The organism is Arthrobacter sp. AG367 (assembly GCF_007828995.1).
Classification (GTDB): Bacteria; Actinomycetota; Actinomycetes; order Actinomycetales; family Micrococcaceae; genus Arthrobacter.
On record NZ_VIVE01000014.1, the window covers coordinates 38,818 to 53,686 of the forward strand.

Consider the following 14,869-nt stretch of genomic DNA (forward strand, 5'->3'; position numbering starts at 1 on the left):
TTTCTCCTTCTTAGTTGAAAAGCGACTTAGTGTTCTGCGTTAGACCGCATGAGGGTCGGCGATCCCGATGTATTGAGTGGTTGTGTATTCGGCGATGCCTTCGGCGCCGCCTTCGCGGCCGAGGCCTGATTGTTTGACGCCGCCGAAGGGTGCTGCTGCGTTGGAAATGACGCCGGCGTTAAATCCGACCATGCCGAACTCGATCTGCTCGGCCACCCGGAGGAGGCGGTTGAAATCCTTGCTGTAGAGGTAGGAAGCGAGCCCGTACTCGGACGCGTTAGCCAACCGGATGGCCTCTTCCTCGGTTTGGAAGGTCGTGACGGGGGCGACAGGCCCGAAGATTTCCTGGCTCAGGATTGCCGCGTCGTTGGGGACGTCGGCTAGGACGGTGGGCTGATAAAAGTAGCCTGGCCCGTCCACAGGTGCGCCACCGGTGACGGCTACTGCTCCGGCGTCGACGGCGGCCGCCACCAGCGCATGAACGTCGTCGCGGGCACCGGAATCAATCAAAGGCCCGACCTGGGTGGCAGGCTCGGTGCCGCGGCCAGTATTCAACGCTCCCATCGCGGCGGCGAACTTGGCCGTGAACTCCTGCGCGACGGATTCGTGGACAAGGAACCGGTTGGCCGCGGTGCATGCCTCGCCCATGTTCCGCATCTTGGCGGCCATGGCCCCTTCGACGGCGGCATCAAGGTCTGAGTCTTCGAAAACGATGAACGGGGCGTTCCCGCCGAGCTCCATCGAGGTCCGCAGCACGTTCTGCGCCGCGTCGGCCATGAGGCGCTTGCCGACCGGGGTAGAGCCGGTGAAGGAAACCTTCCGCAGCCGGGAATCCTTCAGCAGCGGCCCGGAGATCCCGGACGCAGAGGAGGAGGAGACAACGTTCAGGACGCCGGCGGGCAGCCCGGCGTCGAGCATGGTCTGAGCAAAGTACTGCGCAGTCAGCGGTGTGAGCTTGGCCGGCTTCAAAACCATGGTGCAGCCCGCGGCGACCGCCGGGGCGACCTTACGGGTAGCCATCGCGAGGGGGAAGTTCCACGGCGTGATCAGAAGGCAGGGCCCGACGGGCTTGTGCTGGACCAGGATCTTGTTCTTGCCCTCGGGGGTCGTGATGTAACGGCCGTAATCACGCACGGCTTCCTCAGAAAACCAGCGCAGGAACTCGGCACCGTAGGCCACCTCGCCGCGGGCTTCGGCCAGCGGTTTGCCCATTTCCAGGGTCATGAGCAGAGCGAAGTCCTCGGCCCGTTCGGTGACCAGGTCAAAGGCGCGGCGGAGGATCTCGGCCCGCACACGCGGCGCGGTCCGCGCCCAGGACGCCTGGGCAGCGTCGGCCGCGTCCAACGCGGCGACCGCATCCTCGCTGGTGGCGGAGGCGAGGGTGGCGAGCACCTGCCCGGTTGCGGGGTCGTACACATCGAACGTGCCACCGTCGGACGCGTCCACCCACTGCCCATTGATCAGCAGTCGGGTAGGGACAGAATCGAGCAAAGCGGTTTCCACGAGAGCAGATGTCATGGAGTTCCAATCATGATAATAGGGGCCTTCAAGGCGGAGTCAGTAGAGGGTTTGTCGGCTGGTGTCCGAGTTAGATCTGAGGTGCAGGACCTGGCTGGCGGCGAGGCGAGTTGTCAGTCCTGTGGAACACGTACTCGGGTGGGCAGAACAGTTTCCGTTCACCCATTTCGCTTTCCCGGATCCATACAACCTCGAGCTTGCTGGAGAGCTCCTCAACTGTCCCGCTGAAGCACACCCGGCCTCGGCGCGATACGAAGACCTGGTCTCCTGGAGACAAGTAGGAGAGCTCGATGGGTTCTGCGAGTATCACTTGGCTCATGCTTCGGTCGTCCTTCTGGGTTGGCAGATCTTCACGACTTGCTTTATTGCGGATCTAAACCGATTCGTGTTGGGAGTGCGGAATACACCGGACATGGGCTTCTTCTAAAGAAGAATGTTCAAGGGATTCTCAATGCGCCGCTTGAACGAGGCCAGCAGCTGTGCTGCGACGGCGCCGTCAATGACTCGATGATCAGCAGACAACGTGCAGGTCATCACCGTGCCGACTGCCAGCTGTCCCTCGCGCACTACCGGCCGCTGTTCCGCAGCACCGACCGCCAGAATTCCGGCCTGGGGCGGGTTGAGGATGGCAGAAAACTCCCGTGTGCCGAACATCCCGAGATTGGTAAGGCTGAATGAACCACCCTCAAGTTCCTGCTGCCGAATACGACCGGATGCGGCGCGTTCTTTGAAATCGCCCATTACCCTGCCAAGAGAACTTATGGAGAGGTTTTCTAGACCGCGGACGACTGGCGTGAGCAGCCCATCCCCGGTGGCGATAGCCACGGAGACATCGACTGTGGAATAGCGGCGAATGCTCGTTCCCTGCCAGGACGCGTTAGCGTCCGGGACGTCGATGAGAGCGCCGGCGAGGGCTTTAAGAATCAGGTCATTGACCGTCACTTTCTGTCCGCTGGCTGACATGTCAGCATTGATTCGCTTTCGCAGATCCAGCAAGGCTTCCATTTCAACGTCGATTGAGACGTAGAAGTGAGGCACTGTGGTCTTAGATTCGGTGAGCCTTCGTGCAATGGCCTTGCGCATCCCGGAGAGTGGTGCATCCGTAAAGGACTCCTGCACGGTAGGTGATGACTGTGGCTTTACCGAAGAAGGCATGGCTTCTGGTTTCCCAGCGACCGGGGTGGACTCTGCTTTCGCCGCTTGCACTTCGAAAGCAGACTCGACATCTGCTCGCAGGATCCGCCCGTTCGGTCCCGAACCATTGAGCACGGAAAGCTCGATGCCCAGGTCCTTGGCCAGCTTGCGGGCTAACGGTGATCCGAAAATGCGGGTTTTCGTGCCTTCAGCAGGTTCGGATTGGGCCTCGGTGGAGTCCGATGCGGTGGAACGCGTGTCCCGGTGCGTGGTTGGAGCCTCTGTGTCTTCGGGGACTGGGACGTTTGCAGCGCTGCTGACGCCTCCGGCGGTTGCAATCTGTTCGTCGATTGAGGCTTCATCCTCGCCAGCTTCGACGAGAACTGCTATGGGTTCTCCGACACTCACCGACGTTCCCGGTTCGATGAGAAGCCTACCCACAGTACCGGCAGCCTCTGACTGCATTTCGACCGTTGCCTTCTCGGTTTCAATTTCGGCTATGGGTTGCCCGGTGGCGATGGTGTCCCCCACCGCTACGAGCCAGTCCTGGAGAGCAGCCTCAGTCGCGTCTGCCACGACGGCAGGCATGGTGATGATTGTTGCCATGTTAAGTGTCCTTCGATGGATTCAGTCAGGAGTGTCCGAGGTTGCGGGCTACTTCGTCGAAGCCAGCAAGGACATCGTTAAGATCGGCGTTGGCTGCAGCTTCGAGGACTTTTGAGATGCTCGGTGCGGCTTCTTTGCCCGTAACCCGCTGGATAGGCTGGTCGAGGTAGTCAAAGAACCTGCGCTGGATCTCATCGGCCAACCATCCGCCGTACGACGTCCCCCGGGCCCCCTGCTCGACGATCAGCACGTTGTTGGTCTTCTGAATAGATGCTCCGATTGTCTCCCAGTCCAAGGAGGCGCGATCGAGCCAGCGCAAATCAATGATCTCGGGATCCAGATCGGGACGCTGCTCAGCAGCTTGCAGGGAAACGTCCACCATGTTCAGGTAGCTGAGAACGGTGACACCCTCGCCTGCCCGTCGCACTGCAGCCTTGCCGATGGGTAACTGGTAATCGAGGTCCCCCTCAGGGATCTCTCCCTTGACCCCGTACAGGTCAACGTGTTCGAGAACGAGCACAGGGTCATCGAGTTCCAGGGCGCTGTTCATCAGCCCGATGTAGTCGCGCGGAGTGGAAGGCGCCACAATCCGCCAGCCGGGGTTGTTGGCAAAAATACCGGCAGGATCCATGGAGTGCTGCGATCCGTAGCCGGACCCCATGGCTACCTTGGACCGTAGGACGACGGGCATTGTCGAGTGACCGCCAAACATGTGGCGGGCCTTGCCTATCTGATTGAAAATCTGGTCGGCAGCGACCCACAGGAAGTCGGAGTACATGAATTCAACGACCGGCTTGTAGCGGCCGGTCATAGAGAGGCCGCCGGCGAGACCGGCGAAGGCGTTTTCGCTGATCGGCGTGCCGAGCACGCGGTCCGGGTATGTGTCCTTCAGTCCTCGGGTCGCACCGTTCGTGCCACCCTTGAGCCGGTGTACGTCTTCGCCCAAAACGAGCACACCTGGGTCGGTAGCCATTCGTCGGTCCAGTACATCTGCTATCGCATCCACGAAGCGCCGCTCAACAGCATTCGACAGGGGCGGTTCGGCAAGCTCAGTGCCGGTAAGGGGCTGTTCGCTCCTGATGCCAGCGTCTACCGTGGCTGGATCAGGCCAGAATGCAGGACGGATCCGGCGGGCACCTTTGTTACTGTTTGGGTCTTTCTCGGTGATGGCATCAACGGTTTGCGTGATGAGCTCGGTGATCTGCGCTGTCAGGTCAGCCAGCTGCTCCTCAGTGAGGAGTCCCCGGCGGATCATCTCCCCTGAAACCTTGGCCAAGGGGTCCCGGTCCCGCCACTGTTTCTCTTCGTCTTTGCTCCGGTAACCAAAGGCGCTGCCGGGGAAGGGTCCGTTTTGATGGAAGTACCGGTAGGTCTCGGCCTCGATGAGGGTTGCTCCCTTGCCGGCGCGCATGTATTCCACAGCCGCGGTTTGGGCCAAATAGACGGAGAGGGGATCCATGCCGTCGACACGCCAGGACTTGATCCCGAAGCCGGGGCCTCGCGCTGCAAGCCGGGGTTCACCGGTCACATCAGCAACGTGGGTTGAGACAGCGTAGAGATTATTTTCGATGTAAAAGCAGAGGGGCAGACGCCAGGCGGCGGCAAGGTTCATCGTTTCGAGGGTGGACCCGATATTGGACGCGCCGTCGCCAAAGTAGGTCACGGTGACGTCCATTCCATCCTTCGGCCCCTCCGCCGAAGCTTCTGCGTCGTGGCGTTGCGCCCAGGCGTTCCCGGCTGCGAGGGGCACTCCCCCGCCCACAATCGCATTGGTACCGAGTGCGCCTGCCTCTAGCCATTGCAAGTGCATCGATCCCCCGCGTCCACCGCTGAAGCCGGCTTTGAGGCCCAATATCTCGGACATGGTCTTGTGGATGAAGTCCTTGATCTCGTCGGTCTTTATGCCATCCACGATCGACATGCCGTCGGGGCACAGGTAAGCAAGACCTTTGGCCAGGAATTGGTGGTGGCCTCGGTGGGTGCCGTTGACGCCGTCGCTGCCTCGGAGCGCGAGAACGGATCCAACTGCCGCGCCCTCTTGGCCAATGCTGGAGTGTGCCGGACCGTGAACCAGCCCTTCTCCGGCGAGCTGGAGCACAGCCTCCTCAAAAATTCGGATAGCACTCATCTGCACCAGCATGGACTCCAGAAGCTCAGGAGGTGCTGCGTCCCAGTCCTCGCGCGTGGCACGCAACTCCGTGCAGTCTGTTGAAAAGGTCAAGGGCGTACTGGTCGACATTTGCGGCTCCCGTGTGGATCGTGCCTGTTCTTGTGCTTTGTTTCACAGTAGATGGCGAATGGATCCAATGCAAACTCAAAGTCAGCCTAGATTGGCTAGTTTGGCCCCCGAATGGATCCAATGCCTGTTTGTTCGTATGCTGGAACTATGACCACGGGACGCGCTATGTCAAAACAGTCAGGGGCAGCCAGCTTGAGGATCGCTAACGAGCTAAGCCGCAAGATCCTCAGCGGAAGCCTTCTGCCCGGGACACGGATTCGTCAGGAACAAATTGCAGAAGACTTCGGCGTCAGCCGATTGCCGATTAGGGAAGCCCTGCGCATACTAGAGTCTCGGGGGCTGGTGGCCCTCGTTGCCTCCACAGGCGCGTGGGTCAGTTCCATGAATCTTGCCGAGTGCCAGGAGACGTATCTCATCCGTGAGCGCGTGGAGCCCCTTGCATTAGGGCAAGCCATCGACAGAATCCCACTCGATTGCATCGATAGGCTCGCTCGTCTTGCCAATGACATGGAAAGCTGCGAGGACATTGAGGACTTCGTCGAGCTCGATCGAGAGTTCCATCTGCTCACCTTTCAGGAAGCGAACATGCCAACGCTTCTGGAGATGGTGGAACGTCTTTGGAACACAACCCAGCATTACCGCCGCGCTTACGTCCAACTGATTGGGCCTGAGGGGCTGGAAGAAACCCATCTGGAGCACCGGATGCTCCTCGCAGCCATCAGAAGGCGTGATGTCCGCACTGCGGAGGAACTCCTGGCCATGCACATCCGCAAAACGCGAATATCCCTGCTGGACCACCCCGAAATTTTCAACCGTTAGTCGCAACCCTCGGAGAGCTATGAACGACCACGCCGCCCCGTACCCGACCGCAGCAGCAAAACAAGGGCTCCCCGGCATAAGGGGAACCGACCACATAGGCTTCACTGTTCCGGATATGGAACAGGCCCACGAGTTTTTTGTGGACATCATCGGCTGCGACCATGTCTATTCCCTTGGCCCATTTCCCAAGGACCCTGAGCTGATGATGAGCAAGCTCAACGTCCACCCGCAGGCCGAAATGGTAGAGATACGATTTTACCGCTGCTTCAATGGAGCCAACTTCGAGGTCTTCAGCTACCTCTCCCCCGACCAGCGCAAAGAGCAACCGCGAAACAGTGACATTGGTGGTCATCACGTAGCCTTCTACGTGAATGACCTGGATGCCGCAGTCACCTACCTCAAGGCCCGCGACATAAAGGTCCTGGGGGAACCAACATCAAGTTCCGGACCCAGCCGGGGACAACGTTGGGTCTACTTCCTCTCGCCATGGGGTATGCAGTTTGAGCTTGTCTCCTTCCCGGAAGGAAAGGCGTACGAGCGAGACAGCGAACTCCGACTCTGGAGCCCCTAAGAGGCTTTTCCGCCCCCGCCTTCCTGCTCTGCTACCACAGCTCGCATAACGGCAGACGCTGAGCAATCAGCAGCAAACCAAAGGATCTGAGGTCAGCCCGGAACTCAGAACACTCATTGCAACAGGGACATATACTCCGGGCAAGAGTGAGAGACCGGCCACGCCGCGCTCAGAAGACCGGTTCCTGTGCTACTACGCGTTTCAGGCAAGCCGGCCTTCTCAGCGTGACCAGAGTCACCAGTGGCCCATCCAGGGCTGGCTCGACTCATCACGGAGACTCAACGTCGCCCTCTCGTCTTCACAGTCATGGTCGGTAAACTCTCGGTTTGTCTCGCCGCCAATACCGTTCCCGGCCAGGGGCCGCCGCTTTCCCTGTGGAAATTCAGCAGAGACTATTCCGAAGAACCTTCGATCAATATTTCCATAGTCATTCTTCTGCGCCTACCTGGCAATGAGGCACGGTTACTGCGGTCCTCTCGCAACCGCAGTAACCGTGCATGGAGTTCTACCAGCGTTTGAATCGGGAAGGTGGGCACTGCATTCTGGTGCCCAAGGTCCTCACGTGGTTTCGGCGGCTGTCCACCCCTTGTCCTGTTGCTTGGTGCTTCGTGCCTAGCCCAGCAACCTGGCCGCGTGGTCGGGAAGCCTGGAGCGATCATTTTCCCGCAGATTCACCTCGGTAATTGAGTTGCCGCTGTCCGTCAGCCAGGACGTGTGCCGAAGGGCAATCTCAGGGTCATGGCCCGGGATGATACGGCTGGTTTCCCTTTTCAGTTCCTGCTGCAGGGTGCGGTAGAGGTTGATGAGGTTAAAAGAGTTGCCTTGCCCGTAGCCGGGTGCCCACATTTTCTCGATATTCGAGTACCAGTAGACGGTGTCGCCAGCTGCGACGTACGGACCGTTCTGGGTCTCAATCTTGAACCATTGCGACCCAAAAGTATGGGAGTCCTTGGCCAAGCGCGCAGTGACACCCGGGAGCAGTTCTGCATCTCCTTCCACAAAGCGGATTCTTCCGTCGGCGATGCCTTTTGCTGCCTTGGCAAGATCCTGAGGATCAAAGGAGGAGAAGACCCACGCTTTTTCTTCCTCAGACATCATCTGGTTTGCGTTGTTAACAGCCATCGACCAACCGACGTATTCTTCAAACTGGACGTAGAGCTGCGCATTCGGAAAAGCTTCAAAGTTCCCCATGTGGTCAAAGTGCATGTGCGACACGAGGATGACGTCGACGTCTTCCGGCGTGAAGCCTACCCGCGCCAACACGTCTTTCGGGCTCTCCCAGTTGGAGAAGGCGTAGCGGTCAAGCCAGTAGTCGTTACGGAATCCGCAGTCGACAAGGGCTACGTGCTGCTTGCCCCCCACCTCACCTCCGACCAGGAGTGTGTAAAGCATCGGAATCCGGACTATGCCCTTGTTGCTGAAGAGTCCGGCTCCGCCGAAGAAATCGTGGGGCATATCGGCATGGCAAAATTCCAAGGACCAGATTGAATAGTCTGTTTTGAGGCCGGCGGGGATTGACGGGTTGTTTCCACCTAGTTGGGTCACCGTGAAGACTCCTTAGATCAGGACTAACTGTTTACAGGGATATTTAGAGAAGCAACGGAACGCCATAGCGTCCGTGCACACCGGGGCCTCAGGCCTGGGTGAGGATAAGATCCACAGCTGAGCGGGCAAGCGATGATCCGGGATCCGCAAGCTGCAGAAGGGCTTCGAAATGGTCCGAGTCCTGGACCTGAACGAAATCGAATGCTTTTTGCCGCAGAGCTGCAGCAAACGAAGAAGCGTGTCGTTGAAATTCTGGAGTCTCTTTGGTGCCACACGCGACCAGGACCGGGCGACGTATGGAGTCCAGATGGAGCGCTGGTGAAAGACTGTCGCGTTCTTTATCAGAAAGCACAACGTAGTCACGGCGATAACTCAGCAAGACCGGGTAGAGGTCGTACATTCCGCCCAGACAAAGCGTTCCCTTGATAACATCACGTGGAACACTCGACCCACGCCAATCACTTGTTGCGAGCACTGCCGCCAAGTGGGCACCCGAGCTGTGACCGGCTATGAAAATGCGATTTGGGTCCCCTCCGAGCTGTCGACTGTTTTGGAAGACCCATTCGACGGCGGTAGAAACCTGCTCCGCCATATCGGGTATTCGGGCTTTTGGTATGGACGCAAAGTCCAAGGTGACAAAGCTGATACCAGAATCGACAAACCTTGGAGCGAGGAATGAGTACATTTCCTTAGTACCGCTGCGCCACTCACCACCGTGAATGAAAATACAGATTGGCGCACCGGCAGATGCAGCAGGAAAGTAATCTAAGGTTTCCTCTGCAGATTGTCCATACGAATGCGTTGTGAAGCTACGGGACGCCCGCACGTCTTTGCTCAATTCGGAGTACCGTGCGACAACACTCAGCCCGTTAGGAGCATAATGCAGTTGGTTGTAGGCGGCATCGAGTGATTCCTGCGTGTAGTCGAGAAAGATGTGCTCTCCATCTAGCCCCGAACTCCTTCTTGCCTTTGAGTCGGTAGCAGCACCGGCCGCAGGTGCCATGAGCGCGGCCAGGCTGCCGGCGCCTAGGGCTGCGAGAACCGGCCGCCGGCCCAGGGCCTGGCCCTTGTTTTCCTTCTTAGTCAATTGCAAACACCTTCAGTCCGTACCGACAACTTGAACAGGGAAACACCTACTAAAGGCCGACGCGACGCCATGACAGCGTAGGTAATCGTATGGTGACCCAACTGCTAGCCCGCGCTTCCCACAAACATCAGCGCCAAGGCGTCTATGTTTCTGCGGGCGCCACACGGTTACAGCATGTGACGTAGGCTACAGCTAGCCCACCCGCCAGTGTCAAGTGTGACTTGACACTACGAGCGCCCAGATGGAACAGGGGGAGGTGGTGCCGTGCTCGTTTTCCGTTTCGGACACGCGATTTTTGCACGGAATTGGGTTGCTCCTTCGCCCTTAGCGTGCGCAACTCCTTGTTCGCTTGTACTCGACTGTTCAGGTGTGCTGTACTCAGAAAGCGCAGAACGCGCGAACATCGAAACTTCTAGGAGACGCTTGTGTCGAACGCCCGTATTTCACATACTCCCGCGCCCGTAGTCCCCGGTATTTCAGACTCCGTCAGGGTCAAGTCAGGTGATCTGCTTTTCATTTCCGGCCAAGTCGGATTTGAAGAGGACGGTTCAGTCCCCCAAGACTTCGCACGGGCAATTGAACTGACCTATGCCGAGCTTGAGCGGGTGCTCAAGGCTGGCGGCGCCACGTATGAAGACCTTGTGCGAGTGAACGTTTACATCACGGAACTTGATCAGGAAAAGCTCATGATCTGGCGTAAGACTCGGGACGCAATCGTGAAGGTTGAGGAACCATCTGCCAGCACTGTCATTGGAGTTCACTCACTCTACAATGGCGCGACAATCGAGATCGATGCGATAGCAGCCGTCTAAATTTCCCCTGGCTCCAGCCAGGTGTCCGAATTCATCGGTACGGGGAGTATCCGAACATGGGATTGGGGGATGGCGGCTGTCCGTCCGCAGCTGTACTTCTTGGCGAAGAGCGGGCGGACACTTGCTTTTCTGTACAGGGAGGCGGGGAGCCGTTATATGACGAAGTTCAAACCCAAGTAGATATCCATCTTGGATTCAGCCGCGTGGGGCATGATGACGGTTCTCGACGCCCACACCGAACGGGGAGACTTTTTCAGATCTCGTCATCGTGGCCCATCGAGTCAATGCGTTGCAGAACATCGACGGGGGAGCTCCGGAGACCGGCACGGCTTCTGTCTTTTGCAGTCAAGTTTCCGCCGCTCTGTCGCCCTACAACAAACCATATGCCACGGGCAATTGCCGTTCCCCTGTTGGCAAACATATGCGAACGCATGGAGTCGAACTGCAGAGAGTCTCCCGGACCCAATTCGTAGACGCCATCTTCCAACTGCAGCGTGATGACTCCTTCAAGAACATACGCATACTCAACGCCAGGATGCCGCATCAGCTGACCATCCGGTGAACTCGAGGCTCCTGGAGCGTAGGTCACAAGTAAAGATTCAGCAGGACCTCCTGTGCCGCCAGCCAGACGTTCCCAACGGACACCGTTTTCCATTTCTATGGCAGGGTTTTCGGCGGAACGTTGCACCTCGGGAACCTTCCCGAGTGCACTCTCCTGCGGACCTGGGAGGACGCCGGCGTCCAAGCCAAGAACGTCGTCCAGCGATACACCGAGGAGGTTGGCAAAGGCATACAGCGTTGCAACGGATGGCTTGCTTTTTCCAGTTTCCACCTGGGAAATCAAACTTGCTGAAACCCCTAAATCGTGCGCAACGCTGCGCAGGCTGACTCCGCGGGCCTGGCGTGCCTGCCGGAGTCGGGTACCGATACTTTGTTCAGTGGACATTTGCTTCTCCGAAAAGTCGGTTGGGGTTTCCTACAGAATACACACCACCGTGTTAAGCTTAACTGAACAGCAGTGAACACCGACTTGGAGGAAGGTTTCGATGAGGAATACCGGCACAACGGGAACGAACGCCATCGACTGGGAAGAGCGGGTCAATTTCGACAGACTCAGAAGCGAACGCTTGGCGCGTTTGAAGGCGGAACTTGATCGGTCGGAGCTTGGCGCAGTACTGGCCTTTGACTTCTCTAACATTCGCTACATGAGCGCGACCCATATCGGTACGTGGGCCATGGATAAGCTGATCCGGTTCTCCCTGCTGACGCGGAACACCGACCCTATTGTTTGGGACTTCGGCTCGGCGGCCAAGCATCATGCCCTGTACAACCCCTGGCTTGATGTGACGACGTCGGAAATGGACGCCAATCCTCATGCGCCGCACCACGGTGCGGTCAGGCCCCGCTTGGAGAGCGGTGCGCGTGCAGGACTTTCGACACTCCGCGGCGCTTTTCCTCCCGATGCCAAGATGGCAGAAGATGTGGCCAAGAAGATTAAGCGTGAACTGGAGAAATTTGGCCTAGCTAACGAGCCTCTGGGCGTCGATGTCATTGAGATGCCGGTCCTCATGGCTTTGCAGAGGGAAGGTATCAACGTTATCGATGGGCAGCAGGTCTTCATGGAGGCCCGTCGGATCAAAACGAACGACGAAATCCGACTCCTTACCCAAGCGGCATCAATGGTCGATGCGGCCTACGAGGAGTTGTATCGCTTCCTGCGGCCCGGCGTTCGCGAGAACGAAGCCGTAGGCCTTGTTGCTAAGACCCTCTATGATCTGGGGTCCGAGTACGTCGAGGGTGTTAACGCAATATCGGGTGAGAGGTGCGCGCCCCATCCGCATGTGTTTTCGGACCGGCTGATCCGGCCTGGTGACCCCGCATTCTTCGACATACTTCACAGCTATAACGGCTATCGCACGTGCTACTACCGGACATTCGCCGTAGGCTCTGCAAGCAGTGCCCAACGCGACGCATACAAGCGCGCCCGGGAATACATGGACAGGGCAATTGCATTGGTCAGGCCGGGTGCAACAACTGCTGACATCGTCAAAGTGTGGCCCAAGGCAGAGGAATTTGGATTCCCAGACGAAATGGCAGCCTTCGCCCTCCAGTACGGACACGGCGTCGGTCTCTCCATATGGGAGAAGCCCATCTTCTCGCGTCTCACGTCGCTCGAGCATCCCGAACTTATCGAAGAGGGAATGGTGTTCGCCCTGGAAACGTACTGGCCGTCCGCAGATGGCTGGGGTGCCGCCCGGATCGAAGAAGAGGTCGTCGTCACTGCAAACGGTTGTGAGGTCATCACAAAGTTCCCCGCAGAAGACTTAATCGTGGCCGGAAAGAAGTACTACACGATCGACGGGCCGTTGAATCTCGAGCGTGACCCCCAGTCGCACAAAAACACTGTTTGGGGACGCGGGGAAGAATGACAACTCTAGGCTTTATCGGCTTGGGCAACATGGGCGGCGACATGGCCAAGCGACTGATAGACGCCGGTCATGACGTGCTCGTGTGGAACCGTTCGCCGGAGCGGGCTGAAGCCCTGATCGATCTGGGCGCCCGAGTGGCTTCCAGCCCGTCGGAGGCGCTTTCCGCTGAAGTGTCTTTTTCGATGTTGGCAAACGACGCTGCAGTCGAAGATGTCCTCACGAATGAAGCCATAAGGGCCTGCGGAGCCAACTCCCACGTGGTCATGGCATCAATCAGCCCCACCCTGTCCGACCGCCTATCGCATAGCTTCGAGGCCTCCGGGGCCAAGTACGTCGCTGCGCCGGTTCTGGGGCGCCCCGAAGTCGCTGCTGCCGGCCAACTGCAAATTCTGGCGGCAGGGGACCCGAAAGCGGTCAGTGATGTTACCCCGTACTTGGAAGTGTTGGGTAAACGCGTTTGGCAGCTCGGCACCAAACCTTCTATTGCGAATGCGGTCAAGATCGCTGTGAACTACAACATCATCCATGCGCTCCAGGCGCTGGGAGAGTCGATTGCAATGGCGGAGCGGGTTGGCGTCAATCCATCTATCTTTGTAGACCTGCTGTCCTCGACGTTGTTCGGTGGAGTCGTTTACTCCGGCTATGGCTCCCTGATTGCGGAACAACGGTACTCACCGCCCGGTTTCACGGTCGCCTTGGGGCGGAAGGACCTAGCATTGGCTGAAGAACTGGCCAGATCTACAAACCTGGACTTGGCCACACTTCCGGCGCTCATCGGCGTCTTCGAAGAGGCTCTTGCCCGTCCTGAGCTGAGAGAGGGAGACTGGAGCGCCATTGCCGAAGTAACGCGGCGACAGTAGTTTCGCTGGGGTGTACCAACGAGCATTAGTACACCCCAGCCTGCCTCACACTGAAGTCCGCTAAGCCAGAGCCGATACCGGGAGCTCCAGCCCGTTACTGCTCCCGAGCCTATATTCCCGTACGGAGCACCCGAAGGGGATCCTTGCGGCTCGCGTCTGTGCGGGAAGTGTCAGTTGGAGTTAATCCTCCCGGTTCCCGCCCTCCGGCAATAAACCAGACTCCTTTGGCTTGTTCCGAGCTTTCATTGACAAAGAGGTGAGGGCCTGTGGCGTCAAAGCTGAACGAATCACCGGGCCGGAGGGTTGTTTGTTCAAACCCCAAATATAAAGTCAGCTCGCCCTCCAACAGATATCCTGACTCAACGCCATTGTGGCGCGTCATTTTCCTGCCCGACGCACCCGGGCCGCCTGGCTCGTATGTCACCAGTATCGACTCCACATTCCAGCCCGGTTGGGCAGCCAGACGCTCCCAAACGACCCCATTCGCTCGCCTGACCTGAGGGCCAGCGCCTGCTCGCACGACCGCCACTTGCAGCGACGTCTCATGCCCTTGGGCTGCATGTTCCGCTGCATGCTCCGAAGCGCCGTTAAGCCCCAGGAGGGCATCAACTGAAACATCCAAGTACGACGCAATCTGGTACAGCGTCGCGACAGACGGATGCAACTTTCCCGTTTCCACTTGCGACAGCATGCTCGCCGAAATTCCGACCGATGACGCAACGGCCCTCAGGCTGAGTCCCTTGCGTTCCCGCTGTGCGCGGATCCCCTCGCCTAGTTCGTTTGTCACGCCACCCTCGTTGCTGTTTTTTGCGCGAGTAGTGCTTACTCCTGCTTCAGCACTGTTCAGTCCAGGTACTCAGCCTACCGTAGTGGCTTCGCAAGAGACTTGCCGGATGCGACCGCAAATGTCCCATCTTCACTGTGAACCACAGGCAGAACGACACCCCGAGCCTCCATGTGATGTACCAAGGCTGTTCAGTATTCATTGACACTTGGTGGCAATACTGTTAGGTTGTGATGAACGCCACGGTGTGTCCCAGTTCAGTGTCTTAGCAGGAGTGTTCTAGATGTCTAATGCAGGTATTCGTCCCGAGATCGAGTCGATCATCGAGCAGATTGATGGTTTGCGGCCGATGCTCATCGCCAAGGGCCGCGAAGGCGATCAGGCACGCCGGGTGCCGGATGAAGTGTTCAACGCTCTTGCCGCGACGGGAGCGTTCAGCATTTCCGCACCAACGAAATTCGGTGG

The 14,869-nt window shown here is 58.3% G+C and carries 14 protein-coding genes; 6 read left to right on the plus strand and 8 right to left on the minus strand.

Annotated features, from left to right (window positions below; genetic code table 11):
* Positions 1–39: 39 nt before the first annotated feature.
* The 4 genes from FB478_RS20500 to FB478_RS20515 form a co-directional block, all read right to left on the minus strand.
* Positions 40–1,518, minus strand: coding sequence for an NAD-dependent succinate-semialdehyde dehydrogenase (locus tag FB478_RS20500; protein ID WP_144601484.1), 1,479 nt, complete (start codon positions 1,516–1,518; stop codon positions 40–42).
* Between the two features lie 70 nt (positions 1,519–1,588).
* Positions 1,589–1,837 (minus strand): hypothetical protein, encoded by a 249-nt coding sequence (locus tag FB478_RS20505; protein WP_144601485.1) that lies wholly within the window; start codon positions 1,835–1,837, stop codon positions 1,589–1,591.
* Between the two features lie 104 nt (positions 1,838–1,941).
* A complete protein-coding gene (locus FB478_RS20510) occupies positions 1,942–3,258 on the minus strand; it encodes a dihydrolipoamide acetyltransferase family protein (protein ID WP_144601486.1) in 1,317 nt (438 codons plus the stop codon).
* Positions 3,259–3,283: 25 nt separating this feature from the next.
* Positions 3,284–5,497, minus strand: a complete 2,214-nt coding sequence (locus FB478_RS20515; protein WP_144601487.1) for a thiamine pyrophosphate-dependent enzyme — start codon at positions 5,495–5,497, stop codon at positions 3,284–3,286.
* 147 nt (positions 5,498–5,644) lie between these two features.
* Between FB478_RS20515 and FB478_RS20520 the strand changes: the two genes are divergently transcribed.
* Both FB478_RS20520 and FB478_RS20525 read left to right on the plus strand, forming a co-directional pair.
* Positions 5,645–6,316, plus strand: a complete 672-nt coding sequence (locus tag FB478_RS20520) for a GntR family transcriptional regulator (RefSeq protein WP_261377488.1) — start codon at positions 5,645–5,647, stop codon at positions 6,314–6,316.
* 19 nt (positions 6,317–6,335) lie between these two features.
* Entirely contained in the window at positions 6,336–6,887 is a 552-nt protein-coding gene (locus tag FB478_RS20525) for a VOC family protein (protein ID WP_144601488.1), read from the plus strand.
* A 612-nt stretch (positions 6,888–7,499) separates the two neighbouring features.
* On the opposite strand, the gene FB478_RS20530 is transcribed toward FB478_RS20525, so the two are convergent.
* Both FB478_RS20530 and FB478_RS20535 read right to left on the minus strand, forming a co-directional pair.
* A complete protein-coding gene (locus tag FB478_RS20530) occupies positions 7,500–8,432 on the minus strand; it encodes an N-acyl homoserine lactonase family protein (RefSeq protein ID WP_144601489.1) in 933 nt (310 codons plus the stop codon).
* Positions 8,433–8,520: 88 nt separating this feature from the next.
* Positions 8,521–9,519 (minus strand): alpha/beta hydrolase, encoded by a 999-nt coding sequence (locus tag FB478_RS20535; RefSeq protein WP_144601490.1) that lies wholly within the window; start codon positions 9,517–9,519, stop codon positions 8,521–8,523.
* Positions 9,520–9,944: 425 nt separating this feature from the next.
* Here FB478_RS20535 and FB478_RS20540 point away from each other — a divergent pair, with 425 nt between their 5' ends.
* Complete coding sequence (locus FB478_RS20540; protein ID WP_144601491.1) at positions 9,945–10,331, plus strand: RidA family protein; 387 nt, start codon at positions 9,945–9,947, stop codon at positions 10,329–10,331.
* A gap of 253 nt (positions 10,332–10,584) precedes the next feature.
* Here FB478_RS20540 and FB478_RS20545 read toward each other — a convergent pair whose 3' ends face one another.
* On the minus strand, positions 10,585–11,277 hold the full coding sequence (locus FB478_RS20545; RefSeq protein ID WP_144601492.1) for a helix-turn-helix domain-containing protein: 693 nt from the start codon (positions 11,275–11,277) through the stop codon (positions 10,585–10,587).
* 100 nt (positions 11,278–11,377) lie between these two features.
* Here FB478_RS20545 and FB478_RS20550 point away from each other — a divergent pair, with 100 nt between their 5' ends.
* Both FB478_RS20550 and FB478_RS20555 read left to right on the plus strand, forming a co-directional pair.
* Positions 11,378–12,760 (plus strand): Xaa-Pro peptidase family protein, encoded by a 1,383-nt coding sequence (locus FB478_RS20550; protein ID WP_144601493.1) that lies wholly within the window; start codon positions 11,378–11,380, stop codon positions 12,758–12,760.
* Positions 12,757–13,620 carry an NAD(P)-dependent oxidoreductase gene (locus FB478_RS20555; protein ID WP_144601494.1) on the plus strand — a complete coding sequence of 288 codons (864 nt, stop codon included), beginning with the start codon at positions 12,757–12,759 and terminating at the stop codon, positions 13,618–13,620. Before FB478_RS20550 ends, FB478_RS20555 begins: the two co-directional genes overlap by 4 nt.
* Before the next feature lie 109 nt (positions 13,621–13,729).
* On the opposite strand, the gene FB478_RS21565 is transcribed toward FB478_RS20555, so the two are convergent.
* Positions 13,730–14,407, minus strand: coding sequence for a helix-turn-helix domain-containing protein (locus FB478_RS21565; protein ID WP_144601495.1), 678 nt, complete (start codon positions 14,405–14,407; stop codon positions 13,730–13,732).
* A gap of 280 nt (positions 14,408–14,687) precedes the next feature.
* On the opposite strand from FB478_RS21565, the gene FB478_RS20565 reads away from it, so the two are divergent.
* The coding region (locus FB478_RS20565; protein WP_222430074.1) for a hypothetical protein at positions 14,688–14,869 on the plus strand (182 nt) is incomplete at its 3' end.